Source organism: Microbacterium festucae (assembly GCF_025421715.1).
Classification (GTDB): Bacteria; Actinomycetota; Actinomycetes; order Actinomycetales; family Microbacteriaceae; genus Microbacterium; species Microbacterium festucae.
Map to the genome: position 1 here is coordinate 666768 of NZ_JAOEFC010000002.1, position 24038 is coordinate 690805.

Sequence of the window (24038 nt, forward strand, 5' to 3'; positions counted from 1 at the left end):
CTATCTGCAAAGCTTGAAGTCATGTCGTTCCAGGAGGTCCATTACCGGCCGGTGCTCGGCCGCGTGCTCGCTGTCTTGACCATGGTCGTGTGTGCCTTCGGCGCCGTGGCGACGGTCGTGACCGATCCCGCCGCGGCGCTGCGCTACGTGTGGCCCCTGCTGCTGGTGGGGGTGCTGGCGTGGGCCCTGTACTGGCGCCCCGGCCTCGAGGTGGCCGAGCACGGGGTCACCGTGGTCAACCCGCTGAGCACGCACTTCGTGCCGTGGCCCAACATCACCTCGATCGACACCCGCTACGCGCTGACCCTGCACACGGTGACCGCCGACGAGCGCGGCGGGACCGTGCGCGTGTGGGCGGCGCCGGCGTCGGGACGCCACCGCACCCTGGGGCTCTCGCCCAAGGATTTCGACGGCATCGGCGAGTCGGCGCGCGGCCGCCACGGAGAGGTGCGCCTGACGGATGCCACGTCGACGCCCATCGGCAACCTCGCGCAGCTGGTGCGCGGCCGCTGGGAGCGCCTGCGTGACACCGGCGCCTTCGCGAGCGGCATCGACCCGGAGGCCTCCACCGTCCGCTGGCACCGCGGCACGATCGCCGCCGTCCTCGCGCTGGGCGCGGCGACGGCGATCGGCCTGCTGGTCTAGCAGCATCACGGATCCGGTTCCTTACCGCTCGGGGTCGAGCGGCTTGTGCTGGGTGTCGCCCGGCTCCTCCGGCCGCGGGTCGTGATAGTTCACGACGTCGCCGGTGTAGATCGCCTCGCCGGCCACCGTCACCGACGGCGCGTCGGTGGAGGGGGTCGTGTCGACGACGGGGGCCACCGGACCGGCGGCGCGGCCGGCGCGGGCCATCGCGCGCTCGCTGGGCATCTTCTTCTGGCGCGGGTCGAACGCGTCGCGCAGACCGTCGCCGATGAAGTTGACGCACAGCGCGATGGCGATGATGAACACACCCGGCCACCAGAACAGCCACGGACGCGTCGCGAAGGCCGCCTGGTTCTCGGAGATGATCTTTCCGAGCGAGGTGTCGGGGTTTTGCACGCCGAAGCCGAGGAAGCTCAGCGCCGACTCGAGCAGGATCGCCCCGGCCATGAGCAGCGTCGCGTTGACGACGATGACACCGACGGCGTTGGGCAGGATGTGCCGGAAGATGATGCGGCGGTCGCGGGCGCCCGAGACGCGCGCGGCATCCACGAACTCCCGCTCGCGCAGCGACAGGAACTCGCCGCGCACGAGGCGGGCCAGCGTCGTCCACGCGAAGACACCGATCACGACGCCGAGCACCGCGGCGCCGAGGCTGCCGAACGTGTTGCCGAGCACCGAGCCGATCACGATCAGCGGGATCGTGATGATGATGTCGGTGAAGCGCATCAGCACCGCGTCGGTGATCTTGCCGTAGAAGCCGGCGATGGCGCCGACGACCACGCCGATGACGGTGGCCACCACACCGGCGATGACCATCACCATGATCGACTGCTGCGCACCGCGCATGACGACCGCGAAGATGTCACGGCCGACCTCGTCCTGGCCGAACGGGTGCTCGCCGAAGGCCGGCGGGAACAGGCTCAGCGTGGGCTCGCCGTTGTTGAGCTTGGCGGGGATCTGGTTCCAGTCGTACTTCCACCAGCCGGGGATGCGGATGTTCCACAGGTCGACACCCACCGAGGTGAAGGCCAGCACGACGATGAACGCGAGCACGAACATCGAGATGAGCGCGGCACGGTGCCGGAAGAACCGGCGACGGACGATCTGACCCTGACTGAGACCTTCGGTCTCCTTCTGCTCGATCGTGATCTCGGCCTTGGCGGCCTGTTCGGTCGATGCGGGTTCGTTGGACGTGGTGCTCATGTCAGCCCACCTTGATTCTCGGGTCGAGGGCCGCGTAGACGAGGTCCGCGATCAGGTTGAAGACGACGGCGAGCGTTCCGGTCACGACGAAGAACGCCATGACGGGGTTCGGGTCGTGCGCGCCGAGGGCGTTGACGAACAGGCTTCCCATGCCCGTCCAGCCGAAGACCTTCTCGGTGATCACCGCCCCGCCGATCAGCGCGCCGATGTCGAAGGCGATGATCGTCGTGATGGGGATGAGGGCGTTGCGGAACGCGTGACGGACCACGACCGTGCGCTGGGTGAGGCCCTTGGCGCGCGCGGTGCGGATGTAGTCCTGGTTCATCACCTCGAGCAGGCTCGCACGCGAGTAGCGCGTGTAGCTGGCGAACGAGATGAGGATGATCGCGATCGTCGGCAGCAGCAGGTGGGTGAACAGGTCGATGCCCTGCACCCAGAAGTTGCCGCCCAGGCCCGGGGTCGAGGCGCCGACGGTGGCGATCGGCCGGCCGCGCACGCGCGAGGAGGCCGAGTACGCCGCCCAGTACGACATGTACTTGTCGAGGGCGATGAGCCCGCCGACGAGCAGTCCCACGATCATCGTGGTGCGCACCACGGGGCCCCGGTCGGGCTTGCCGAGGAACCAGCCGATCACGCCGCTGACGACCAGCGCGATGGCCGCGTACAGCAGGAAGATCGGCAGCGTCATCCCGTTGAGGAGGAAGTTCATCATCGGGAAGTACAGCGCGATGCCGATCGCCGCGACGATGAGCGAGGCGTAGAGCGCCTTGCGGTTGCGCAGGCCCACCGAGATCGCCGTCACGCCGAAGGCGATGCCCACGGCGAGGAAGGCGAAGACCACGATGCCGATCGTCGGGTCGGCGAACCAGCGGGTGACCGACAGCGCGGTCGCCACGAGGCCGGTGGCCACGGCGGCGGTGCCGAACACGATGAGACGCCGGCGCCAGTGGCCGCCGAGCAGCGACATCCAGATCAGGCCCGCCAGCAGCGACAGGCCGATGATGACCGGTATCGAGATCACCGGGTTCGCCAGCCAGTTGTTCATCTGGATGGCGCCGTACTGCTTGAGCAGCACCGCGACCCAGAAGATCGGCAGCGAGAAGAACAGGAACGACATCAGCGTCACGCCGTAGTCGAAGCCGGTGTACTGGCGCAGCGCCGACACGATGCCGACGGTGATGCCGAGCACGATCGCGACCACGGTGGCAGTGGTGACCAGCGTCAGCGTCGACGTGATCGCATTGCCCAGCAGCGCGTTGACCGACTGGTTCTGGATGCTGATGCCGAAGTCGCCGCGGAACAGTCCGCCGAGCCACAGGAAGTAGCGCAGCGGCGGTGCCACGTCGAGGTTGAGGAGTTTCGACCGCGCTTCCATGAGCTCGGCCTTGTTCGGAGCGTTGCTCTGCCGCAGGTCCTCGAGGGGGTCTCCCGAGTAGGACACGAGCAGATACATCAGGAATGTCGCGGCGAAGAGCACGAAGATCGACGCGATCAATCGCCGGATGATGAATGAAGCCATGTTGTGGCGCCCTGCCAATCGATGATTCGGCGCAGGAAACGAGGCCGGCATCGGGTTCGCCGGCCTCGGACCGCACTGCGACGAGAAAGTCTAACGCAGTGAGGTGCAGGCCCCGGAGGGGACCTGCACCCCACTTAGGTTCGATGCCGTGTCATACCGGCATCACACCGTCTTGCGCTTACTCGGCGGTACCGCCGTCAGTGACCTCCCAGTCCCAGGCGTTCCAGAAGATCGTCGGAGCGAGGATCGACGGGTCGATGTTGGTCACGCGGTCGCTGAACGCGGTGACCTCGGGGAACTGGAAGATGGTGACACCGTAGAAGTCATCCCACAGGGCCTTGTCGAGGTCCTGCTGCAGGGTGATCTGCTTGTCGGCATCGAACTCCGTCTGCAGCGAGGAGACCGCGGCGTCCACGGCTTCGCTGGTGTAGAAGTTCATGTTGTTGATGCCACCGGTCTCGAACGTGGGCAGCGAGTTCGTCACGCCCAGGCTCGTGGACTGCCAGCCGAACAGCGACGCGTCGTAGGCGCCGGGGGTGCCCAGCAGGCCGCCCCACTCGGTCGAGCCGCAGTCGGTGACGTTGAAGCCGGCGAGGCTCGCCGACTGCTGGATGAGCGCGAACTCGTTGACACGACGCGGGTTGTTCGATGCGTACAGGATGCAGACGTCGGTGTTGGTGACGCCCGACTCGGCGAGGAGCGTCTTGGCGCCCTCGATGTCGACCTCGGCGAAGGCCTCCGAGCCGTTGGCGGCGACGGAGTCGTCGTAGCCCTCGGCACCGGGCACGAAGATCTGCGAGCTGCGCAGCAGCGCGTCCTCACCGGCGATCGGCTTGATCAGCTTGTCGAGGATCTCCTGACGGGGAACCGTCTTGAGGAAGGCCTCGCGAGCCTTGGGGTTCGAGAAGATGTTCTCCGGGTTCTTGCCCTGGTCGAACTGCAGGTCGAGGTGCTCGTAGGTGCCGCCGACGCCCTGGTTGACGGTGATGCCGTCGATGGCGTCGAGGGCGGTCACGATGTCGGCCGTGGCCTGCGGCTGGATGATGTCGACCTCGCCGTTCTCCAGCGCCTGAACCGCTGCGAGCGGGTCGGGGATGAAGCGGATCGTGATCTCCTCGATGTTGGGCGAGTTCTCACCCTTGTACTCGGGGTTGGCCTTCAGCGTCACGAACTGGTCGGCGACGTAGTCCGTGATGATGTACGGGCCGCTCGCGGTGACGAGGTCGGTGTCCGACGGCATCTCGGTGAAGTTGAAGCCCGAGTTCCAGAACGACGAGAGCTTCGCGAGGCTCGCGGCATCCTCGTTCTCGATCGCGTCGAGAACGGCCGTCTTGGCCTCGGCCGCGTCGTCGATGCCGAGCGACTTCTCCGCGATGATGTGGGCGGGCAGCGGCGAGGCGAAGGCGAGCTCCCAGTCGACGTACTGCGCGTCGTACTTCATGGTGATCGACTTGTTGTCGTCGCCGACGACCGGGGTCTCCGACACGAGGCCGAGGCCCGAGGTCGGGGTGGCGCCGGAGTCGAAGTAGACGACGTCGGTCGGGAACGCGTCGGTGAACTCACCGGTCTCGGGGTCGGTGAAGTCGGCCGGGTCGAAGTCCGGGGTGTCCAGCGAACGCGACAGGGCGGCCCAGTTCAGGAGGAGGTCGGCGGCGTCGACGTCGGTGCCGTCGGACCACTTCACGCCATCGGCGATCGTGTACTTGACGGTGAGCGGGTCCTCTTCGACGACCTCGTACGAGCCGAACGAGGTGTTCTTCACCAGGGCCGGGGTGTTGTCGTAGTAGTTGAAGCCGTCCAGCACCAAGTAGTTGATGTTGTTGTTGGCGGTGGCGTTGCCGAACGACGTGTTGCCGTTCATCGAGTAGAACGCCTGGTTCCACGCTGCCGTGATCGACGAACCCTCGACGAGACCGGAGTCGCCGTCGTTGTCGCCGCCGGCGGCGCAGCCCGAGATGGCCAGTGCGCCGACTGCGGCGATAGCCACCGCAGTCGAGATGCGCTTCATTCTCACTGTTCCTCCTGTGCAAGGTTGTGCGCACGCGTCGATGGAGGCCGACGGGGCGCGGATGGGAACACACTAAGCACGCCTGCGGCGCCACCAATGCCAGGTTGCCAAACCGTTACAGATCCTTTACTGAACGCAACATGGCTGTGACAATCTGACAACGTGACCGTCACTCAGACCGCGAAAACGCTCAGCTGGCATCCCTCCCGTGCGCGGTTGTGGTGGGAGGTGGCGATCGTGCTGGCGCTGTCGGTCGGGCGCTCGGCGCTGTACTCGGTGCTCTCCCTCGTGCAGGCGCTGACGCGCGATGTGGCCCTCGGCGATCAGTCCACCTCGCTGAACCCGGGCGCCTCGGCCGCGCAGTTCTGGGACGTGCTCAACCAGTTCCTGGGGATCGCGTTCGGGCTGGCCCCGGTGGCCCTGGTGATCTGGCTGCTGTGGGAGCCGGGCGTGTCGGCGTTCCGGCGCATCGGACTGGACTTCCGCATGTTCGGGCGCGATCTCGGCGCCGGCATCCTGCTCGTCGTCGCGATCGGCGTGCCCGGCCTGGCCCTCTATGCCGCCGGCCGCGCCCTCGGCATCACCGTGCAGGTGGATGCGTCGCCGCTGGATGCCTCGTGGTGGACGATCCCCCTGCTGGTGTTCGCCGCGCTGCGGGCGGGCCTGACCGAAGAGGTCATCTTCATCGGGTACCTCTTCGACCGCCTGCGGCGCCTGGGCTGGGGGGTGTGGACGATCATCCTCGCCACCGCCGCCCTGCGCGGGGCCTACCACGCCTACCAGGGCTTCGGCGCGATCGTCGGCAACATCGCGATGGGCGTCGTGTTCGGCTGGGTCTACCACCGCTGGGGCCGCGTCATGCCCCTGGTCGTCGCCCACGTCGTCATCGACATCGTCGCCTTCATCGGCTACCCCCTCGCCGCCGCCTGGTGGCCCGCCGTCTTCGCCTGACCCCCGCGGGTCGGGGCGCGGTCTGGGCTCGGTCGGGGCCTGGGCGCGGCCGGGGGCGCGCGTGGGCGGGGCTTCCTCCACAGGGGGCGGGGACGGCGTGGTGTCCACGGATCGGGGGGTGCGGGCGGATGCGGGGCGGCGGGCGCGGGCAGGCTGTGCGGATGCTGACACTCGCACCGGTCCTGACGATCGAGCCCTCGCCCGTCGCGCTTCTGCGCAGCGGCGACGTCGCGCACCCGGAGCGGGCGCTGGATCGCGGGGAGCTCGTGCGCGTGAGGCCGGGCGTCTACGCCCCGGCATCCGCGCGGCTGCGCCTGCGCCCCTGGGAGAGGTACCTCGCCCGCGTGCACGCCGTCGCGCGACTGCGGCCCGACGCGGTGTTCTGCCACGAATCGGCGGCGGCGCTGCTCGGGCTCCCGATCATCGGCGACCCGCGCACCGTGCATGTGCTCGTGTCGCCGGCGGATGCGGCGCGACAGAGCGCCGGCATCCGCTCGCACCGCACCTCACGGCTGCCCGACGTCACCAGCGCGGGCGGACTCGTGCTCACCACTCCCGGCGTGACCGCGGTGACGATCGCCCGCCATCGCCACCCGGCCGTGGGGCTGGCGACAGCGGATGCTGCGCTGCGGCGCGACATCACCCTCACGCCCGCTGAACTGCGGGCAGACAACGAGCGTCGCGTCAGCAGCCGAGGGCGCAACACCGCACGGTGGTCGCTGCTGCGCGCCGACGGTGCGCGCGAGAGCGTGCTGGAGTCGGTGAGCGCCGCGGTCATGGAGTGGCTGGGTTGCCCTGCCCCCGACACGCAGCGCGCGTTCGTGTCGGATGCCGGAGAGCTCGACCGCGGCGACTTCTGGTGGGGTGACATCGGCCTGGTCGGCGAGCCCGACGGCGAGTTCAAGTACGACGGCCGGTTCGGCGACCCCGCGCAGCTGCTGAGCGCCCGGCGGGAGCGCGACCGGCGGCTGCTGCGCGGCGAGGCACGCGCGGTGGCGCACTGGGGCTGGATCGAGGTCGCCCGCGTATGGCCGCTGCGCGACCTGCTGCTCGGCCACGGCCTGCCCCAGGTGCGCTCCACCGACCACGCCCCGCTGCTCTCGCTGATGCACCTGCTGACCCCCTACGACCGCGAGCTGACCCCCACCCGCGCCGTCGGGCGCCCGGCCGGCGAGAGAACATCGGGGCGCCGAGGGAACGGGTGAGCACCGTTCCCTCGGCGGTGAGGTGTTCTCTCGCGGCCGGGGCGGCCCGCGGCCGGGGGCCCGGGGCGACGCGCGGGGGCTAGGCGAACGCCTCGGGGGGCGGGCAGGCGCAGACCAGGTTGCGGTCGCCGTAGGCGTTGTCGATGCGGCGCACGGGGGGCCAGTACTTCGTGCGCACGAGCGATCCGACGGGGTAGACGGCGCGCTCACGGCTGTAGGCGTGGGTCCACTCGCCGACGATGACGGCCTCGGCGGTGTGCGGGGCGGCCACGAGGGGGTTGTCGGATGCCGACCACTCCCCCGCCGCGACGGCGTCGGCCTCGGCGCGGATGGCGACCATCGCGTCGATGAACCGCTCGATCTCGCCGATGTCCTCCGACTCGGTGGGCTCGACCATGAGGGTGCCGGCCACTGGGAACGACATCGTGGGCGCGTGGAACCCGTAGTCGATGAGGCGCTTGGCGACATCGTCGACGGTGATGCCCGTGGCATCCTTCAGCGGCCGCAGGTCGAGGATGCACTCGTGCGCGACGAGCCCGCCCTCCCCCGCGTACAGCACCGGGTAGTGCTCGCGCAGGCGCACCGCGATGTAGTTGGCCGCCAGCACCGCCGCGCCGGTGGCCTGGCGCAGCCCCTCGGCGCCCATCATGCGCACGTACGCCCACGAGATGGGCAGGATGGATGCCGAGCCGTAGGGCGCGGCGGAGATCGGGCCGCCGTCGAAGGTGAAGCCGCCCGCGTGCTCGGCCCGCTGGGCGAGCGGATGCGAGGGCAGGAAGGGCGCCAGGTGCGCCTTGGCCGCCACCGGCCCCACGCCCGGGCCGCCGCCGCCGTGCGGGATGGCGAAGGTCTTGTGCAGGTTGAGGTGCGACACGTCGCCGCCGAGGTCGCCGAAGCGGGCGTAGCCGAGCAGGGCGTTGAGGTTCGCCCCGTCGACGTACACCTGGCCGCCGGCCTCGTGCACGGCCTCGGTGATCTCGAGCACATCGTGCTCGTAGACGCCGTGGGTGGACGGGTAGGTGATCATCAGCGCCGACAGCGCGTCGGCGTGGGCGGCGATCTTGGCTCGCAGGTCGTCGAGGTCGACGTTGCCGGCCTCGTCGCACGCGACGACGACGACCTTCATCCCCGCCAGCACCGCGGATGCCGCGTTGGTGCCGTGCGCCGACGACGGGATGAGGCACACCTCGCGGTGCAGGTCGCCGCGGGAGTGGTGGTAGCCGCGGATGGCGAGGAGCCCGGCGAGCTCGCCCTGCGAGCCGGCGTTGGGCTGCAGCGAGACCGCGTCGTACCCGGTGACCTCGGCCAGCCACGACTCCAGCTGCTCGATCATCACGAGGTAGCCGGCGACGTCGTCTGCCGGCGCGAACGGGTGCACCCGCGAGAACTCGGGCCACGACACCGCGGCCATCTCGGTGGCGGCGTTGAGCTTCATCGTGCACGAGCCGAGCGGGATCATGCCGCGGTCCAGCGCGTAGTCGCGGTCGGCGAGCTGCTTGAGGTAGCGCATCATCGCCGTCTCGGACCGGTGTGTGTTGAACACCGGATGCGTGAGGAACTCGTCTTCGCGGCGCAGCACCGCCGGCACCGCCGAGAGGCCCTCGGCGAAGCCGAACACCCGCTGCGGGGCCCCGCCGAACACCTGCGCGAGGGCGTGGAGCTCGGCGATCGTCGTGGTCTCGTCGACCGAGACACCCACCGAGTCGTTGTCGCGGAACCACAGCTGGAACCCGCGCTCGCGCGCCACGGCGATGACCGCCTCTGCCCGGCCGGGCGTGCGCACGACGATCGTGTCGAAGAACGCGTCGTGCAGCACCTCGCCGTCGGCGGCGACGATCCAGTCGCGCAGCAGCGCCGCCTTGCCGGCGACCTCCGCGGCGATCGCGGTGAGCCCGTCGGGGCCGTGGTAGACGGCGTACATCGAGGCCATGACGGCCAGCAGCACCTGCGCAGTGCAGATGTTCGAGGTGGCCTTCTCGCGGCGGATGTGCTGCTCGCGCGTCTGCAGCGAAAGGCGGTAGGCGGGCCGGCCGGCGGCATCCTGCGACACGCCCACCAGGCGCCCCGGCAGCTGCCGCTCGAGTCCGCTGCGCACTGCCATGTAGCCGGCGTGCGGACCGCCGAAGCCCAGCGGCACGCCGAAGCGCTGTGTGGTGCCCACCGCGATGTCGGCCCCGAGCGAGCCGGGCGAGCGCAGGTGGGTGAGGGCCAGCAGGTCGGCGGCGACGACCACCAGGCCGCCCTGCGCCTGCACCGCGGCGATGACCGCCGACGGGTCCCAGATGCGGCCCGTCGCGCCCGGGTACTGCACGAACGCGCCGAACACGTCGGCGGGCACCTCGGCGCCGCCGGCGAGGTCGGTCTCGACGAGCTCGATGCCCAGCGCCGCGGCCCGGTGCGCGAGCAGCGCCTTGGTCTGCGGGAACGCGTCGGCGTCGACGAGGAACACGGCCGAGCGCGACCTGGAGGCCCGCCGTGCGACCAGCATCCCCTCGACGACCGCCGTGGACTCGTCGAGCATCGAGGCGTTGGCCGTCGCGAGCCCGGTGAGGTCGGTGACCATCGTCTGGAAGTTGATGAGCGCCTCGAGCCGGCCCTGCGAGATCTCGGGCTGGTAGGGCGTGTACGCGGTGTACCACGACGGGTTCTCGAGCACGTTGCGCTGGATCACCGACGGGGTGAGCGTGTCGTAGTAGCCGAGGCCGATCATGGCGCGGGCCGGGCGGTTGAGCGCCGCGATGCCGCGCAGCTCGGCCAGCGTCTCGGCCTCGGTGGCCGCCGGCGGCAGCACGGATGCGGTGCTCTCGCGCACGTGGATGGATGCCGGCACGGCGCCCCCGACGAGCGCGTCGACGCTGTCGTGGCCGAGTGCGTCGAGCATGCGCCGCTGGGCGGCCTCGTCGGTGCCGATGTGGCGGGTGGTGAATGCGCCGGTCATGCGTCGCTTCCGGTGAGCGCCTCGTAGGCGGCGCGGTCGAGCAGGGCCTCGACGTCGGCGGGGTCGACGCGGATTTTCAGCAGCCAGCCGGCGCCGAACGGATCGGAGTTGACCACGGCGGGGTCGGCGTCGGCGTCGGCGTTGGTCTCGACGACCTCGCCGTCCAGCGGCGCGAACAGTTCGCCGACCGACTTGGTCGACTCGATCTCACCGCAGACCGCGCCGGCGGTGGTCGCCGTGCCCGCGGCGGGGAGGTCGACATAGACGATGTCGCCGAGCTTGTCGGCGGCGTAGTCGGTGATGCCGACCGTGGCGATGTCGCCGTCGAGGGCGACCCACTCGTGCTCGGCGGTGTACTTGAGGCTGGTGAGATCGGTCATGTCGTCCTCCGGTAAAAGGGCAGGGTGGTCACGGTCACGGGAAGTCTGGTGCCCCGCACATCGACGAACAGCTCCCCGCCGGATGCCGCGTGGGCGGGGTCGACGTAGGCCATGGCGATGGGGTGGCCGAGGGTGGGGCTGAGGGCGCCGCTGGTGACCTCGCCGATCGCGTGGTCGTCGTCGGCGGTGGCGTGCACGGCATAGCCGGCGCGGGCGGCGCGCTTGCCGGCGCCGGCGAGGGCGACGAGCACGCGGGCCTCGGCGGGGGCGGCGGCCAGCGCCGCCTTGCCGACGAAGTCGGGCTTGTCGGCGACGACGACGCGGCCGAGGCCGGCCTGGGCGGGGGTGGTCTGCAGCGACAGCTCGTGCCCGTAGAGGGGCATGCCGGCCTCGAGGCGCAGCGTGTCGCGCGCGGCGAGACCGGCGGCGACGAGCCCGTGGGGCGCCCCCGCGGCGAGCACCCTCTGCCAGAGCGCGTCGGCCAGGCCCACCGGGACGAGCAGCTCGAAGCCGTCCTCACCGGTGTAGCCGGTGCGCGCCAGCAGCAGCGGCTGCCCCGCGAAGGTGGCACCGGCCCAGGCGTAGTAGCGCTGCTGCTCCCACGGCACCGTCACGTCGGTGATCTCGGGGATGCCGGCGAGGATCGCCTGCGCGGCGGGGCCCTGCACGGCGATCAGCGCGTAGTCGTCGGTGACGTCGACCACCCGGGCGTCGTGCGCGGCGGCGCGCTCGGCGAAGGCAGCCGCCACGGCCGCACGCCCGCCCGCGTTCGAGATGACGAGGTAGCTGTGCTCGGCGAGCCGGTAGACGATGACGTCGTCGACGATGCCGCCGTCGGTCGACAGCAGCAGCGAGTACTTCGCCTTGCCCACCGGCAGAGCCGACAGCCGGCCGGCGAGGGCGACGTCGAGGAAGGCGCCGGCCCCGGCGCCGTCGACGGTGAACTCGGCCATGTGCGAGATGTCGAACAGGCCGGCGGCGCCGCGCACCGCGTGGTGCTCGGCGAGGTCGGAGGTGTAGCGCACCGGCATGAGCCAGCCGCCGAAGTCGGTGAACGAGGCGCCGAGGGCCTCGTGCTGCGGGTGCAGGGGGCTCTGACGCGGGGCCGCGCCGGTGTTCTCTGTCTCGCTCATGCGGATCTCCTCAGCATTCCACCACGTTGACGGCCAGGCCGCCCAGCGCGGTCTCCTTGTACTTGTCGCTCATGTCGCGCCCGGTCTGACGCATGGTCTCGATCACCGTGTCCAGCGACACGAAGTGGGTGCCGTCGCCCCACAGGGCCATCTTGGCCGCGTTGATCGCCTTGCCCGCGGCGATCGCGTTGCGCTCGATGCACGGGATCTGCACGAGTCCGCCGACGGGGTCGCAGGTGAGCCCGAGGTTGTGCTCCATGGCGATCTCGGCGGCGTTCTCGATCTGCTCGGGCGTGCCCCCGAGCACGGCGGCCAGCGCCCCGGCGGCCATCGACGATGCCGAGCCGACCTCGCCCTGGCATCCGACCTCGGCACCCGAGATCGACGCGCGCGTCTTGTAGAGGGAGCCGATGGCGGCGGCGGTGAGCAGGAACTCGACGGCGATGTCGTCGCGCCGGGTCTGGGCGTCGGCGGCGGCATCCGCGTCGTCGGCGCCCGGGGCGGCCGACGACGCGGCGGTGTAGTGCTGGGCGTAGTGGAGCACGGCGGGGATGATGCCCGCCGCACCGTTGGTGGGCGCGGTGACGACCCGGCCGCCGGCGGCGTTCTCCTCGTTGACGGCCAGCGCCACGAGGTTCACCCATTCCTGCGAGAAGGCGGCCGAGCGGTCGGGGTCTTGCGCGAGCAGCTTCTCGTGCCACGCGGGGGCGCGGCGGCGCACCTCGAGGCCGCCCGGCAGGGTGCCGGTGGCCGCGATCCCCGCCGCGACGCACTCGTCCATGGCGTCGCGGATGGCGAGGATGCCGGTGCGCACGGCATCCGGGGTGCGGCGGGCCTGCTCGTTGCGGGCCATCAGCTCGGCGATGCCCGCACCCTCGGCGCGGCACGCGTCCAGCAGCTCCACGGCCGAGCCGAACGGATGCGGCACCGGGGTGGCGTCGACGGCGACCGCCTCGTCGCCCTCGCGGGCGATGAACCCGCCGCCGAGGGAGAAGTACCGCGCGGAGTCGACGACGGCGCCGTCGGCGTCGCGCACCGTGAAGCACATCGCGTTGGTGTGGCGCTCGAACACCGTGGCGGGTTCGCGCACGATGTCGGCGACGCGGAAGGGCACGTGCGGGCCGCCGGCGAGGGCGACCGTGCCCTCCTGCTCGATGCGGGCCGCGCGGGTGGCCACCTCGGGGGCGCGTACGCGGTCGGGTCGGCAGCCCTCGAGCCCGAGCAGCACGGCGGTGAAGGTGCCGTGGCCCTGCCCGGTCGCGGCGAGCGAGCCGTAGAGGGTGACCTCGAGAGCGGTGACGCGGGCGAGGTCGGCGCCGAGGCGCGCGACGAAGTCGGCGGCGGCGCGCATGGGGCCGACGGTGTGCGAGCTCGACGGCCCGATCCCGATGGTGAACAGATCGAACACCCCGATGTAGGGCGGGGGCCCGAGAGACACGTCATGCATGAGGAACTCCTGTCTGGCACCCCGGACGGGATGCGGCGAGTTCCTCCCGCTCTGTCATTGGCCTGAGAGTTTCCACGCGGCGCACCGCGCTTGCCCCGTCGGCGGGCGCCGAAGCACCGCTTTCCAGAGTGACCTGCCGCCACGGTACGTGGGCCTGAGAGATTCCGGGAGGGGTTGCTCCTACGGCACACCGCGCTGCGGCGGTGTTCTCCCGTGACGGGTGAGACGGTCTGTTCGATTGTGCTGCGAGTCTAGCGGCTCGTCGTCAGCCCGTGCAGCGACCGGTCGACACGCTCGGGCCCTGCGACGAGGCCGACGACAGGGCGGGGGCGAGCTCGGCGACGGTCATCGCGTAGCCGCGGCCCTCGCCCTCGGCGCCGCGGGCGAACACGACCCCGGCCACCTCGCCGGCGGCGGTCAACAGCGGTCCGCCCGAATTGCCCGGCTGCACGTTCGCAGCGAGGGCGTAGACCTCGCGCGGCGACGAGCCCGAGTCGTAGATGTCGGGCACCGGCACCGTGCCCTCCGAGAGCACGTCGGCGCCGATGCTCGTGAACGGCCCGCCGAGCGGGTAGCCTTGCACGGCTGCGCGGGCGCCCGGGGTGAGGGAGTCCGACAGCGGCAGGGCCCGGGCGGCGAGCGAGCCGACGGCGATCACGGCGAGGTCGTCGACGGGGTCGAAGTAGACCACGCGGCCCTCGGCGGCGGTGCGGCCGGGAAGCTCGACCACCGGCTCGTCGACACCGGCCACGACATGCGCGTTGGTGACGACGAGGTCGTCGGCCACGACGAAGCCCGACCCGGTGAGAGAGATGCCGCAGGCGTAGGCGGTGCCGCTGATGCGCGCCACCGAGGCGGCCGCCTCTTGCAGCGCAGGATCGTCGAGGGCGATCGGGGGTGCGGTGGGGGCCTGTTCGACGTCGAAGAGCGCGCCGAGAGTGGGGATGCCCTCGTCGACCACGAGCGCGCGCAGCTGCGCGAGGGCGGTGTCCATCGGCGGCGGGGTGAGGTCGTCGATCCAGCCGAGCACCTTCGACGAGCCGACCGCCGTCGAGATGAGTGGCGTGCCCGTCGCCGAGACCGACTGGCCGACCATGAGGAGCACGAGGGCGGCGGCCACCGTGCTGGCACCGGCGCCGAGGGCCCGGTCGAGCCAGCTGAGCTTGACCTTGTCGACGCCGCGGCGCAGCGTGGCGCCGATCGCCGATCCGAGCGCGCCGCCCAGCAGCACCAGGGCCACGGTGGCACCGATCGTCGCCGCGCCCCGCCAGGCGGCATCCGGCACCAGCGGACCCACGAGGGGCACGAGCCATACCGCGAGGAACGCGCCGACGACGAGGCCCGCGATCGTGCCGATGCTCGCGACGAAACCGCGGCCCAGACCGATCGCGAATGCGACGATCAGCGCTGCCACGACGATGACGTCGACCACGAACACGGGCACCTCCGCGATCAGGCTACGGCCGGCAGCTATGAGAACCCCGCACGGCGCCCCCGGGTTGCAGTTCGTGTCGGGATGACAATAAGATGCTTTCCGGAGTTAAAGTCATGCAGACACAAACCAGCGCTTCCCCGCCCGAGCCGATCCGCGTCGCCGTGTCGACCGTGATCTTCTCGCTGCGCCGCGACGCCGGCGCCGACCGCGCACGGGTGGTGCTCCCCCTCGTGCGCCGCACGCGCGACCCGTTCGAAGGGCGCTGGGCCCTCCCCGGCGGCTGGCTGCGCGTGGACGAGGACATGGACGCCGCCGCCGCGCGCACCCTCGCCGAGACCACCGGCCTCGCCCCCAGCTACCTCGAGCAGCTCTACGCGTTCGGCGAGGTCGACCGCTCCCCCAGCCGCGTCGTGTCGATCGTGTACTGGGCGCTCGTGCGCGAAGACGTCTCGCGGGCCGCCGAGCAGGAGAACGTCGCCTGGTACGACGCGACCACCCACCCGCAGCTCGCCTTCGACCACGACCAGATCGTGCAGTACGCCCTCTGGCGCCTGCGCAACAAGGTCGGCTACAGCCGCATCGCCCACGGGCTGCTGCCCGCCCTGTTCACCCTCGCCGACCTGCGCGAGGTGTACGAGGCGATCCTCGGGCGCCGCCTCGACCCCGCCAACTTCCGGCGCCAGGTCGAGGGCTCGGGCACCATCATCCCCACCGACGAGCACCGCACCGGCAGCCACCGGCCGGCGCGGCTCTACCGCTACAACCACGACGTCGAGCTCGCCGACCGCGGGCCGCTGCCCGATTGACCGAAAGCCGAAGCCCATGGCCGCCACCCTCATCACCCTCCAGCCGCGTCCCGCCGACCAGCCGATCGACCCGAGCGTCGACCACGGCATCCAGGCGATCGTCGCGGGAACCGTCGCCGCCGAGACCTGCAACACCGACCTCGCCGCCGGCCCGTGGGCCTTCGACGCGCGCCCCGGCTACGGACCGGGCTCGTCGATGGGCGACGTCATCCCCACCGGCGCGCCGCGGCAGGGCGAGCTGCCGGCGGCCTACCGCGACGCGAGCGAAGCCGAGCTCGACGCCCGCATCCGCGCGGCCAAGGCGGTCCTCGGCGACCGCGTCGTCGTGATGGGCCACCACTACCAGCGCGAAGAGATCATCGTCCACGCCGACCACACCGGCGACTCCTTCCAGCTGGCGGGCTTCGCGCAGCAGCATCCGGATGCCGAGGCGATCGTCTTCTGCGGCGTGCACTTCATGGCCGAGACCGCCGACCTGCTCTCGCGACCCGACCAGGCCGTCATCCTCCCCAACCTCGCCGCGGGCTGCTCCATGGCCGACATGGCATCCATCGACGAGGTCGAGGAGTGCTGGGAGCAGCTGGCCGACGTGTACGGCGACATGGATTCCGTCGACGCCGACGGCCTCGTACCCGTCATCCCCGTGACCTACATGAACTCGTCGGCGGCGATCAAGGGCTTCGTGGGGCGCCACGGCGGCATCGTGTGCACCTCCTCGAACGCGCGCACCGTGCTGGAGTGGGCGTTTGCGCGCGGCCGGCGGGTGCTGTTCTTCCCCGATCAGCACCTCGGGCGCAACACCGCCAAGGCGATGGGGGTGCCGCTCGCGCAGATGCCGATGTGGAACCCGCGCAAGCCCCTCGGCGGCTCCGACGAAGACCAGCTCGCCGACGCGCGCGTCATCCTGTGGCACGGGTTCTGCTCGGTGCACCGCCGCTTCACCGTCGACCAGATCGCCGCCGCGCGCGCAGAGCACCCGGGCGTGCGGGTGATCGTGCACCCCGAGTGCCCGATGGACGTCGTCGACGCCGCCGACGAGGCAGGATCGACCGACTACATCCGCAAGGCGATCGCCGCGGCGACCGAGCCGACCGTGTTCGCCGTGGGCACCGAGGTGAACCTCGTGCAGCGCCTGGCCGCCGAGCACCCGCAGCACACGATCTTCTGCCTCGACCCGGTCGTCTGCCCCTGCTCCACGATGTACCGCATCCACCCCGGCTACCTCGCCTGGGTGCTCGAGGGGCTCGTCGACGGCGAGGTGCGCAACCGCGTGACGGTGCCCGCCGACGTCGCCGACCCGGCCCGCGTCGCCCTCGAGCGGATGCTGGCGGCACGGCCATGACCACCCCGCACGTGGTGGTCGTCGGCTCCGGCATCGCCGGGCTCACCGCCGCGCACCATGCCGCCGCCGCGGGGGCGCGCGTGACGATCGTCACGAAGGCCGAGCTCGCCGAGTCGAACACGCGCTACGCGCAGGGCGGCATCGCGGCGGTCATGTTCGCCGACGACCGCGTCGACGACCACATCCACGACACCCTCGTGGCCGGCGCGGGCCTGGCCGACCCGGACGCCGTGCGTGTGCTGGCCGCCGAGGGGCCGGAGCTCATCCGCGAGCTCGTCGACGCCGGCGTCGCCTTCGACCGCGACGCCGCCGGCGACTTCGTGCAGGGCCTGGAGGCCGCCCACTCCTTCCCGCGGGTGCTGCATGCCGGCGGCGATGCGACCGGCGCGGTGATCGAGGCGGGGCTCGTCGCCCGCGCCCGCCGCGACGCCGCCGAGGTCGTCGAGCACGCCTTCCTCGTCGACCTGGTGATGGCGGGCGGCCGCTGCGTCGGCGTCGACCTGCTCGTCGCGGGAGCGCCCCGCCGCATCGCCGCGGACGCCGTGATCCTCGCCACCGGCGGCGCCGGGCAGCTCTACGCCCACACCACCAACCCGGCCATCGCCACCGGTGACGGAGTCGCGGCGGCGCTGCGGGCGGGAGCGACGGCATCCGATCTGGAGTTCGTGCAGTTCCACCCGACGGTGCTGGCCGTCGGCGCGGCGTTCCTCGTGTCCGAGGCCGTGCGCGGCGAGGGCGCCGTGCTTCGCGACGCGCACGGGGTGCGCTTCATGCCCGACGTGCACCCCGACGCCGAGCTCGCGCCCCGCGACGTCGTGGCCCGCACGATCGCCGAGGTCATGGCGCGGCAGGGCGGCAGCCCGGTGCTGCTGGACGCCACAGGCCTGCGCGAGACGCCCGCCGCGACGGCATCCTTCCTCGCCGCGCGCTTCCCGACGATCGACGCCGCCGTCCGCGCCCGCGGCCTCGACTGGGCCCGGCAGCCGGTGCCCGTCACCCCGGCCGCGCACTACGTGATGGGCGGCGTGGTCACCGACCTCGACGGCCGCACCGACGTGCCCGGACTCTTCGCCGCCGGAGAGGTCGCCCGCACCGGTGTGCACGGCGCCAACCGCCTGGCGTCGAACTCGCTGCTCGAGGGCGCCGTCTTCGGCGCCCGCGCCGGCCGCGCCGCCGCAGCCGCGCGCGGGCTCTCAGGCTCCGAGCGCCCCGCACGCGTCGCCCCTTCCGCCGAGCGTCCAGAACACGCGGCATCCGCGCCGTCGATGCCGCGCGTCTTGGACACTCGGCCGCCGTTCACGCGCGCGGCGCTGCAGGCGTTGATGTGGGAGTTCGTCGGGGTCGAGCGCGACGCGGCGGGGCTCGCGCACGCGGCGGCGGTGCTCGGCGCGTGGGGCGAGGCGCCCGGCGCGGGGGCCGAGGCGCTCGGCGCGTGGGCCGAGGCGCCCGGCGCGGGGGCGCCCGGCGCGTGGGCGGGGGCGCCCGGCGCGTGGGCGGGGGCGCCCGGCAGCGCCGAGACCGTCGCCGAACGCGAGGACGCGAACCTTCTGCAGGTCGCCCGGGCCGTGATCGCCGCCGCCCTCGCGCGCCCGGCATCGGTCGGTGCGCACCTCCGTCGCGACGCGCGCCGCGACCAAACTCCTCCAATCCACGCCGGGAATGCGCGATCTGCTGCGGCCACCGCGCCCGCGGGCACGAAATGGAGGAGTTTCGCGGGGGCTCCGCCCGCACGCACCCCGCAGCTCGTCCCGGCGGGGCGCCCCGCCGCCTCCCCCACCCCCAGAACCGAAGAGGTCGCCTGATGCTCAGCCGCAGCCACATCGAACGCGTCGTGCAGGCCGCTCTCGACGAAGACGCGCCCTGGGGCGACCTGACGAGTGCCTACCTGATCCCCGCGGATGCCGTCGCCACGGCCGACCTCGTCGCCCGTGAGCCCGGCGTCTTCAGCGGGGGCGAGGTGTTCGCCGCGGCGTTCACGCTCAGCGACCCGGCGATCCGCGTGAGCGTGCCCGTCGCCGAGGGCGCGGCGTTCGCGGTGGGCGATGTGCTGGCCACGGTCACCGGGCCCGCCCGGGGCGTGCTCACCGGCGAGCGGGTCGCGCTGAACTTCGCGCAGCGCATGTCGGGCATCGCCACGCTGACCTCGCGCTACGTCGAGCAGGTCGCCCACACCGGCGCCCGCATCGCCGACACCCGCAAGACCACGCCGGGCCTGCGCGCGTTCGAGCGGCACGCGGTGCGCTGCGGCGGCGGTCACAATCACCGCTTCTCGCTCTCGGATGCCGTGATGGCCAAGGACAATCACCTCGCGGTGCTGACGGCGGGCGGCGCCTCGCTGACACAGGCCCTGCAGGCCGCGATCGCACGGCTGCCGCACACGGCGCACCTCGAGGTCGAGGTCGACCGCCTCGACCAGATCGAGCCGGTGCTCGCGGCGGGCGTCGACACAATCATGCTCGACAACTTCGGCCTCGACCACCTGCGGGCCGGGGTGGAGCGGGTGGCCGGGCGCGCGCAGATCGAGGCGTCGGGCGGGGTCGACCTCGACACCGTGCGCGCGATCGCCGAGACCGGCGTCGACGTCATCTCGGTCGGCGCGCTGACCCATTCGGCGCCGTCGCTCGACCTCGGCCTGGACGTGCGCATCGAGGCGTGATGCTCTACCTCGACCACGCCGCCACGACCCCGGTGCGCCCCGAGGTACTGCAGGCGATGCTCCCCCACCTCACCGAGGGGTTCGGCAATCCGTCGAGCCACCACACCGTCGGCGAGCGGGCGGCGCAGGCCCTGGCCGACGCGCGCGCCCGGGTGGCGGCGGTGGTCGGCATGCGTGCGGGCGACATCGTGTTCACCTCGGGCGGCACCGAGGCCGACAACCTCGCCGTGAAGGGCATCGCCCTGGCGGCGGCGCTGCGCGCGGGCGCCCCGGCCCACGTGATCACCTCCCCCATCGAGCACGAGGCGATCCTCGCCTCATGCGACTTCCTCGAGCGGGTGCACGGGTTCGCCGTCACACGGGTGCCGGTCTCGGCGACGGGGCGGATCGATCCGGATGCCGTCGCCGCCGCGCTCCGACCCGAGACGGCTCTCGTGTCGATCGGCTACGCGAACAACGAGATCGGCACCGTGCAGGACGTCGCCGGGATCGCCGCGCGCGTGGGCCGGGTGCCCCTGCACCTGGATGCCGTGCAGGCGGCCGGCTGGCTGCCGCTGGCGGGCACCGGCGCCGCGGCCCTGTCGATCGCCGGCCACAAGATCGGCGCTCCGGCGGGAACGGGCGTGCTCGCGGTGCGCGGCCGCATCCCCCTCGAGCCCCTGCTGCACGGCGGCGGCCAGGAGCGGGGGCGCCGCAGCGGCACGGAGAGCGTCGCCGGTGCCGTGGCGTTAGCGACCGCGCTCGAACTGGCCGAGGCCGAGCGCGCCGCCGCGGCCGCGCGGGTCGGCGCGCAGACCGACGCGTTCATCGCGGCGGTGCTGTCGGCCCGCCCCGAGGCGCGCCTGACCGGCGATCCCGTGCACCGGCTGCCGGGGTCTGCGAGCTTCACGTTCGCCGGCACGAGCGGCGAGGCGGTGCTGCTCGAGCTCGAGCGGCGGGGCATCGTCTCGTCGAGCGGGTCGGCGTGCGCGGCGGGCGACACCGAGCCCTCGCACGTTCTGCTCGCGTGCGGCATCGCCCCCGAGGTGGCCCACACCGCGGTGCGCTTCACGTTCGCCCACGGCGCCCCCGCCTCCTCGATCGACCCGCTGGCACTGGCGGCGGCGGTGGGCGCCGCGGTGGCGGCAGTACGATCGGGCGAGTGAGCACGCCGGTCGTCACCGTCATCGTCCCGGGGCGCGATGTCGCCGACTTCGCCGCCGAGGCCCTTGCTTCCCTGCAGGCGCAGACGCTGACTCGGTGGCGGGCGATCCTCGTCGACGACGGCTCGGTCGATGCCACCGGAGAGGTCTTCGCCGCGGCATCCGCCGCCGACGACCGGTTCGAACTCGTGCGGCACGACGTGCCCCGCGGCCTCGGCGCGGCGCGCAACGTGGCCCTCGACCGGGTGACGACCCCGTTCGTCGCGTTCCTCGACGCCGACGACGTGATGACCCCGGCGGCCCTGTCGACGCTCGTCGGCGCGCTCACGGCATCCGGCAGCGACATCGTCGCCGGCGCCTACGTGCGGCTGCGACCGGATGCCGACGGCTACCGCCCCGGCATCGTGCAGCCGTGGGTGGCCGCGGCCACCGACCCGGCGCGCACCGGCACGACGCTGGCCGAGCACCCCGAGGTGTCGGGCAACATCGTCGCGTGGTCGAAGGTGAGCCGCATCGAGCTCTGGCGCCGCAACGATCTGCGCTTCCCCGAGGGCCGCCTCTACGAAGACCAGAGCGTCGCGCAGCGGCTCTATGTGCATGCCCGCGGCATCGACGTGGTGCCCGACGTCGTCGTGCACTGGCGCGAGCGCGCCGACGGCTCGTCGATCACCCAGCACCGAGACGCCCTGCCGGTGCTGCACGACTACCTCGAGGCCATGCGGGCGGGCATCGCGGTGCTCGACGCCGCCGGGCAGCGCCGCGCCGCGCAGGCGCGCGTGCGCCTGATCCTCGACATGGACGTGCCGCCGCTCGTGCGCATCGCCCAGACCCACCCGGATGCCGCGTACCGCCGCGCGCTCGGCGGCTTCGTGCGGGAGCTCGCCGAACGCGCCGAGGCCGACGGCCTCGCCCTCGACGGCGCCGTCGCCGACCTGCGCGCCGCGGCGCGCCTGTGGTGACGGCACCGGCGCCGTCGTCGGCGCCCGCCGTGGCACCCGCGGGGCCGGACGGCACGGCTTATGCTGACGGCATGAGCGACACGTCCGAGACGCCCCTGCCCGCGACCCCGACCGGCCCCGACCTCGAGGAGCTCCGCGAGGAGATCGACGAGCTCAAGGACCAGACCACGGAGGAGCTCGTCTCGCCCACCCCCGTCGACCTCGCCGACCGCGAGCCGCAGCCCGAGCCCACCGACGCGATCGGCTCGGAGGACTGGGGCGACAAGCGCTGACCCCCGCGGGCTGAGCGGCCCTCGAGCCGAGCAGCACGCCTGACCGCGCCCGCGCCGCAAAGCCGCACACCCGCGCCCGCGTCACCCCTGCTCGGCGCGCGCGTCGAACTCCTCGATGCGCGCCGCCGCGAGCTGCTCGATCGCCAGCTGGGCGTAGAGGCCGCCGCCCGCCAGCAGCTCGGCGTGGGTGCCCGACTCGACGATGCGGCCCGCTTCCACGACGTGGATGACGTCGGCGCCGACCACCGTCGACAGCCGGTGCGCGATCGACAGCGTCGTGCGCCCGCGCGCGGCGGCGTCGAGGGCGTCTTGCACCACCCGCTCCGACACGGTGTCGAGCGCGCTCGTGGCCTCGTCCAGCAGCAGCACCGGCGGGTCTTTCAGCAGCACGCGGGCGATGGCGATGCGCTGCTTCTCCCCGCCCGACAGCCGGTACCCGCGCTCCCCCACCACGGTGTCGTAGCCCAGCGCGAACGACGTGATCACGTGGTGGATGTTGGCCGCCGTGCAGGCCGCCTCGATCTCGGCATCCGTCGCGTCGGGTTTCGCATAGCGCAGGTTCTCGCGGATCGTCGCGTGGAACAGGTAGGTCTCCTGCGACACGATGCCCACGTGGTCGATGATCGACTCCTGGGTGAGTGCGCGCACGTCCGCCCCCGCGAACAGCACCTCGCCACCGGAGGCCTCGTACATGCGCGGCGCGAGGTAGAGCACCGTGGTCTTGCCGGCGCCCGACGGGCCGACGAAGGCGATGTGCTCGCCCGGCTCGGCCACGAACGAGACGCCGTCCAGCGACGGGCGGCTGTCGGGCGCGGCATCCGGGTAGCGGAAGACGACGTCGCGGAACTCGATGCGTCCCACCGGGCCCGGCGCCTGCGCCACGGTGACCGCACCCGGCTGGTCGGAGATCGCCGGCGTCAGGTCGAGGTACTCGAAGATGCGGGCGAAGATGGCCGCCGAGGTCTGCAGGTCGAGCGAGACGCGCAGCAGGCCCATGAGCGGCTGCAGCAACCGGGCCTGCACCGTGGTGAACGCGACGATGGTGCCGGCGGTGATCGTGTCGGTTCCCGCGCCGATGAGCCAGCCCGAAACCAGGTAGATGATGGCGGGGACGGATGCCATGATCACCTGCACCACGGCGAAGAAGCCCTGCCCGCTCATGGCCCGCTTGATCTGCAGGCTCACCTGGTTGCGGTTCTCATCCTGGTAGCGGGCCGATTCGGCGGCCTGCCGGTTGAACGACTTCGACAGCAGCACGCCCGACACGCTCAGGGTCTCCTGCGTGATGGAGGTGAGCTCCGACAGCGACTCCTGCGTCTGTCCCGCGATGCGGGCGCGCACCTGCCCCACCCGCCGCTGCACGAGCACGAGGATGGGCATGATCGCCACCGAGATGAGGGTCAGTCGCCAGTCGATGATGATCATCGCCACCAGCGCCGAGATGACGGTGACGGTGTTGCCGAGGATGCTGGTGAGCGTGTTGCTGAGCACGCCCGACACCGCGCCGACGTCGTTCTGCAGGCGCGACTGGATGACCCCGGTCTTGGTGCGGGTGAAGAAGGCCAGCTCCATCGCCTGCAGGTGCTCGAACAGGCGCACCCGCAGGTCGCCGGTGACGCTGTTGCCCACCGTCGAGGTGAGCCAGGTCTGCACGACGCCGACGGCGGCGGACAGCAGGTAGAGACCGATCGTGACGGCCACCAGCTGGGCCAGCAGGGTGAGGTCGGGGCCGCCGCCGGCCACCGGGAAGAGCGCCTCGTCGAAGATGCGCTGCACGATCAGCGGCGGCACGACGGCGATCGCGGCGCCGGCGACCACGAGGATGCCGGTGACGATGAGCCGCGCGAGATACGGGCGGAACAGGGCCACGACCCGCTGTCCGAGGTGCGGCACCTCGGGCGCCTCGGCGTTGAGCCGGCGCTGGGCCTTCTCGTCCACACCCCGGAAGCCGGGGCGTCCGCCCGGGTGCCCGCCGCCCCCGCCCGGCCCGCCCATGC

General features: G+C 72.1%; 19 protein-coding genes and 2 riboswitches. Of the genes, 10 read left to right on the forward strand and 9 right to left on the reverse strand.

The features are described 5' to 3' along the window. The first annotated feature begins 21 nt into the window (after positions 1–21). A complete protein-coding gene (locus N3K63_RS09300; RefSeq protein ID WP_261579865.1) occupies positions 22–645 on the forward strand; it encodes a PH domain-containing protein in 624 nt (207 codons plus the stop codon). Positions 646–666: 21 nt separating this feature from the next. Here the strand turns inward: N3K63_RS09300 and N3K63_RS09305 are convergent, their stop codons facing one another. From N3K63_RS09305 to N3K63_RS09315, 3 genes are all read right to left on the reverse strand, one after another. Then, complete coding sequence (locus N3K63_RS09305) at positions 667–1848, reverse strand: ABC transporter permease (RefSeq protein ID WP_261579866.1); 1182 nt, start codon at positions 1846–1848, stop codon at positions 667–669. Between the two features lies 1 nt (position 1849). Continuing rightward, positions 1850–3367, reverse strand: coding sequence for an ABC transporter permease (locus N3K63_RS09310; protein ID WP_261579867.1), 1518 nt, complete (start codon positions 3365–3367; stop codon positions 1850–1852). Positions 3368–3545: 178 nt separating this feature from the next. After that, on the reverse strand, positions 3546–5375 hold the full coding sequence (locus tag N3K63_RS09315) for an ABC transporter family substrate-binding protein (RefSeq protein ID WP_261579868.1): 1830 nt from the start codon (positions 5373–5375) through the stop codon (positions 3546–3548). Positions 5376–5537: 162 nt separating this feature from the next. Here N3K63_RS09315 and N3K63_RS09320 point away from each other — a divergent pair, with 162 nt between their 5' ends. Both N3K63_RS09320 and N3K63_RS09325 read left to right on the forward strand, forming a co-directional pair. After that, a complete protein-coding gene (locus N3K63_RS09320; RefSeq protein ID WP_261579869.1) occupies positions 5538–6326 on the forward strand; it encodes a CPBP family intramembrane glutamic endopeptidase in 789 nt (262 codons plus the stop codon). A gap of 161 nt (positions 6327–6487) precedes the next feature. After that, positions 6488–7531, forward strand: coding sequence for a type IV toxin-antitoxin system AbiEi family antitoxin domain-containing protein (locus N3K63_RS09325; RefSeq protein ID WP_261579870.1), 1044 nt, complete (start codon positions 6488–6490; stop codon positions 7529–7531). A gap of 79 nt (positions 7532–7610) precedes the next feature. Here N3K63_RS09325 and gcvP read toward each other — a convergent pair whose 3' ends face one another. The 5 genes from gcvP to N3K63_RS09350 form a co-directional block, all read right to left on the reverse strand. After that, positions 7611–10469, reverse strand: coding sequence for an aminomethyl-transferring glycine dehydrogenase (gene gcvP / locus N3K63_RS09330; protein ID WP_261579871.1), 2859 nt, complete (start codon positions 10467–10469; stop codon positions 7611–7613). Then, the gene (gcvH, locus tag N3K63_RS09335) at positions 10466–10849 is read right to left on the reverse strand and encodes a glycine cleavage system protein GcvH (protein ID WP_261579872.1); all 384 of its coding nucleotides are present in this window, start codon (positions 10847–10849) and stop codon (positions 10466–10468) included. Before gcvH ends, gcvP begins: the two co-directional genes overlap by 4 nt. Next, entirely contained in the window at positions 10846–11982 is a 1137-nt protein-coding gene (gene gcvT / locus N3K63_RS09340; protein WP_261579873.1) for a glycine cleavage system aminomethyltransferase GcvT, read from the reverse strand. Before gcvT ends, gcvH begins: the two co-directional genes overlap by 4 nt. A gap of 10 nt (positions 11983–11992) precedes the next feature. Then, positions 11993–13429 carry an L-serine ammonia-lyase gene (locus tag N3K63_RS09345; RefSeq protein ID WP_261579874.1) on the reverse strand — a complete coding sequence of 479 codons (1437 nt, stop codon included), beginning with the start codon at positions 13427–13429 and terminating at the stop codon, positions 11993–11995. Positions 13430–13470: 41 nt separating this feature from the next. Beyond that, positions 13471–13561, reverse strand: a riboswitch (glycine riboswitch). Then, positions 13562–13653, reverse strand: a riboswitch (glycine riboswitch). It abuts the riboswitch before it with no gap. A 41-nt stretch (positions 13654–13694) separates the two neighbouring features. Beyond that, the gene (locus N3K63_RS09350) at positions 13695–14867 is read right to left on the reverse strand and encodes a MarP family serine protease (RefSeq protein ID WP_261580081.1); all 1173 of its coding nucleotides are present in this window, start codon (positions 14865–14867) and stop codon (positions 13695–13697) included. 110 nt (positions 14868–14977) lie between these two features. On the opposite strand from N3K63_RS09350, the gene N3K63_RS09355 reads away from it, so the two are divergent. The 7 genes from N3K63_RS09355 to N3K63_RS09385 all read left to right on the forward strand — a co-directional run bounded on the left by N3K63_RS09355 (position 14978) and on the right by N3K63_RS09385 (position 22041). Further along, a complete protein-coding gene (locus N3K63_RS09355; protein WP_261579875.1) occupies positions 14978–15670 on the forward strand; it encodes an NUDIX hydrolase in 693 nt (230 codons plus the stop codon). A gap of 16 nt (positions 15671–15686) precedes the next feature. Beyond that, positions 15687–17012 carry a quinolinate synthase NadA gene (nadA, locus tag N3K63_RS09360; protein ID WP_261579876.1) on the forward strand — a complete coding sequence of 442 codons (1326 nt, stop codon included), beginning with the start codon at positions 15687–15689 and terminating at the stop codon, positions 17010–17012. Then, positions 17009–18814 (forward strand): L-aspartate oxidase, encoded by a 1806-nt coding sequence (gene nadB, locus N3K63_RS09365; protein WP_261579877.1) that lies wholly within the window; start codon positions 17009–17011, stop codon positions 18812–18814. The genes nadA and nadB overlap by 4 nt, the downstream gene beginning before the upstream one ends. After that, a complete protein-coding gene (gene nadC / locus N3K63_RS09370) occupies positions 18814–19668 on the forward strand; it encodes a carboxylating nicotinate-nucleotide diphosphorylase (RefSeq protein WP_261579878.1) in 855 nt (284 codons plus the stop codon). Before nadB ends, nadC begins: the two co-directional genes overlap by 1 nt. Beyond that, positions 19668–20813, forward strand: a complete 1146-nt coding sequence (locus N3K63_RS09375; RefSeq protein ID WP_261579879.1) for a cysteine desulfurase family protein — start codon at positions 19668–19670, stop codon at positions 20811–20813. The genes nadC and N3K63_RS09375 overlap by 1 nt, the downstream gene beginning before the upstream one ends. Further along, on the forward strand, positions 20810–21769 hold the full coding sequence (locus N3K63_RS09380) for a glycosyltransferase family 2 protein (protein WP_261579880.1): 960 nt from the start codon (positions 20810–20812) through the stop codon (positions 21767–21769). The genes N3K63_RS09375 and N3K63_RS09380 overlap by 4 nt, the downstream gene beginning before the upstream one ends. 71 nt (positions 21770–21840) lie before the next feature. After that, positions 21841–22041, forward strand: a complete 201-nt coding sequence (locus N3K63_RS09385) for a hypothetical protein (RefSeq protein ID WP_261579881.1) — start codon at positions 21841–21843, stop codon at positions 22039–22041. 81 nt (positions 22042–22122) lie between these two features. On the opposite strand, the gene N3K63_RS09390 is transcribed toward N3K63_RS09385, so the two are convergent. Then, the gene (locus N3K63_RS09390; protein WP_261580082.1) at positions 22123–24036 is read right to left on the reverse strand and encodes an ABC transporter ATP-binding protein; all 1914 of its coding nucleotides are present in this window, start codon (positions 24034–24036) and stop codon (positions 22123–22125) included. Positions 24037–24038 lie beyond the last annotated feature (2 nt).

What these genes read in the sequence shown, in the direction of transcription:
- N3K63_RS09300 (WP_261579865.1), top strand. Translation starts at nt 22, where the DNA reads ATGTCGTTCCAGGAGGTCCATTACCGGCCGGTGCTCGGCCGCGTGCTC.
- N3K63_RS09305 (WP_261579866.1), bottom strand. Translation starts at nt 1,848, where the DNA reads ATGAGCACCACGTCCAACGAACCCGCATCGACCGAACAGGCCGCCAAG.
- N3K63_RS09310 (WP_261579867.1), bottom strand. Translation starts at nt 3,367, where the DNA reads ATGGCTTCATTCATCATCCGGCGATTGATCGCGTCGATCTTCGTGCTC.
- N3K63_RS09315 (WP_261579868.1), bottom strand. Translation starts at nt 5,375, where the DNA reads ATGAAGCGCATCTCGACTGCGGTGGCTATCGCCGCAGTCGGCGCACTG.
- N3K63_RS09325 (WP_261579870.1), top strand. Translation starts at nt 6,488, where the DNA reads ATGCTGACACTCGCACCGGTCCTGACGATCGAGCCCTCGCCCGTCGCG.
- gcvP (WP_261579871.1), bottom strand. Translation starts at nt 10,469, where the DNA reads ATGACCGGCGCATTCACCACCCGCCACATCGGCACCGACGAGGCCGCC.
- gcvH (WP_261579872.1), bottom strand. Translation starts at nt 10,849, where the DNA reads ATGACCGATCTCACCAGCCTCAAGTACACCGCCGAGCACGAGTGGGTC.
- gcvT (WP_261579873.1), bottom strand. Translation starts at nt 11,982, where the DNA reads ATGAGCGAGACAGAGAACACCGGCGCGGCCCCGCGTCAGAGCCCCCTG.
- N3K63_RS09345 (WP_261579874.1), bottom strand. Translation starts at nt 13,429, where the DNA reads ATGCATGACGTGTCTCTCGGGCCCCCGCCCTACATCGGGGTGTTCGAT.
- N3K63_RS09355 (WP_261579875.1), top strand. Translation starts at nt 14,978, where the DNA reads ATGCAGACACAAACCAGCGCTTCCCCGCCCGAGCCGATCCGCGTCGCC.
- nadA (WP_261579876.1), top strand. Translation starts at nt 15,687, where the DNA reads ATGGCCGCCACCCTCATCACCCTCCAGCCGCGTCCCGCCGACCAGCCG.
- nadB (WP_261579877.1), top strand. Translation starts at nt 17,009, where the DNA reads ATGACCACCCCGCACGTGGTGGTCGTCGGCTCCGGCATCGCCGGGCTC.
- nadC (WP_261579878.1), top strand. Translation starts at nt 18,814, where the DNA reads ATGCTCAGCCGCAGCCACATCGAACGCGTCGTGCAGGCCGCTCTCGAC.
- N3K63_RS09375 (WP_261579879.1), top strand. Translation starts at nt 19,668, where the DNA reads ATGCTCTACCTCGACCACGCCGCCACGACCCCGGTGCGCCCCGAGGTA.
- N3K63_RS09385 (WP_261579881.1), top strand. Translation starts at nt 21,841, where the DNA reads ATGAGCGACACGTCCGAGACGCCCCTGCCCGCGACCCCGACCGGCCCC.
- N3K63_RS09390 (WP_261580082.1), bottom strand. Translation starts at nt 24,036, where the DNA reads ATGGGCGGGCCGGGCGGGGGCGGCGGGCACCCGGGCGGACGCCCCGGC.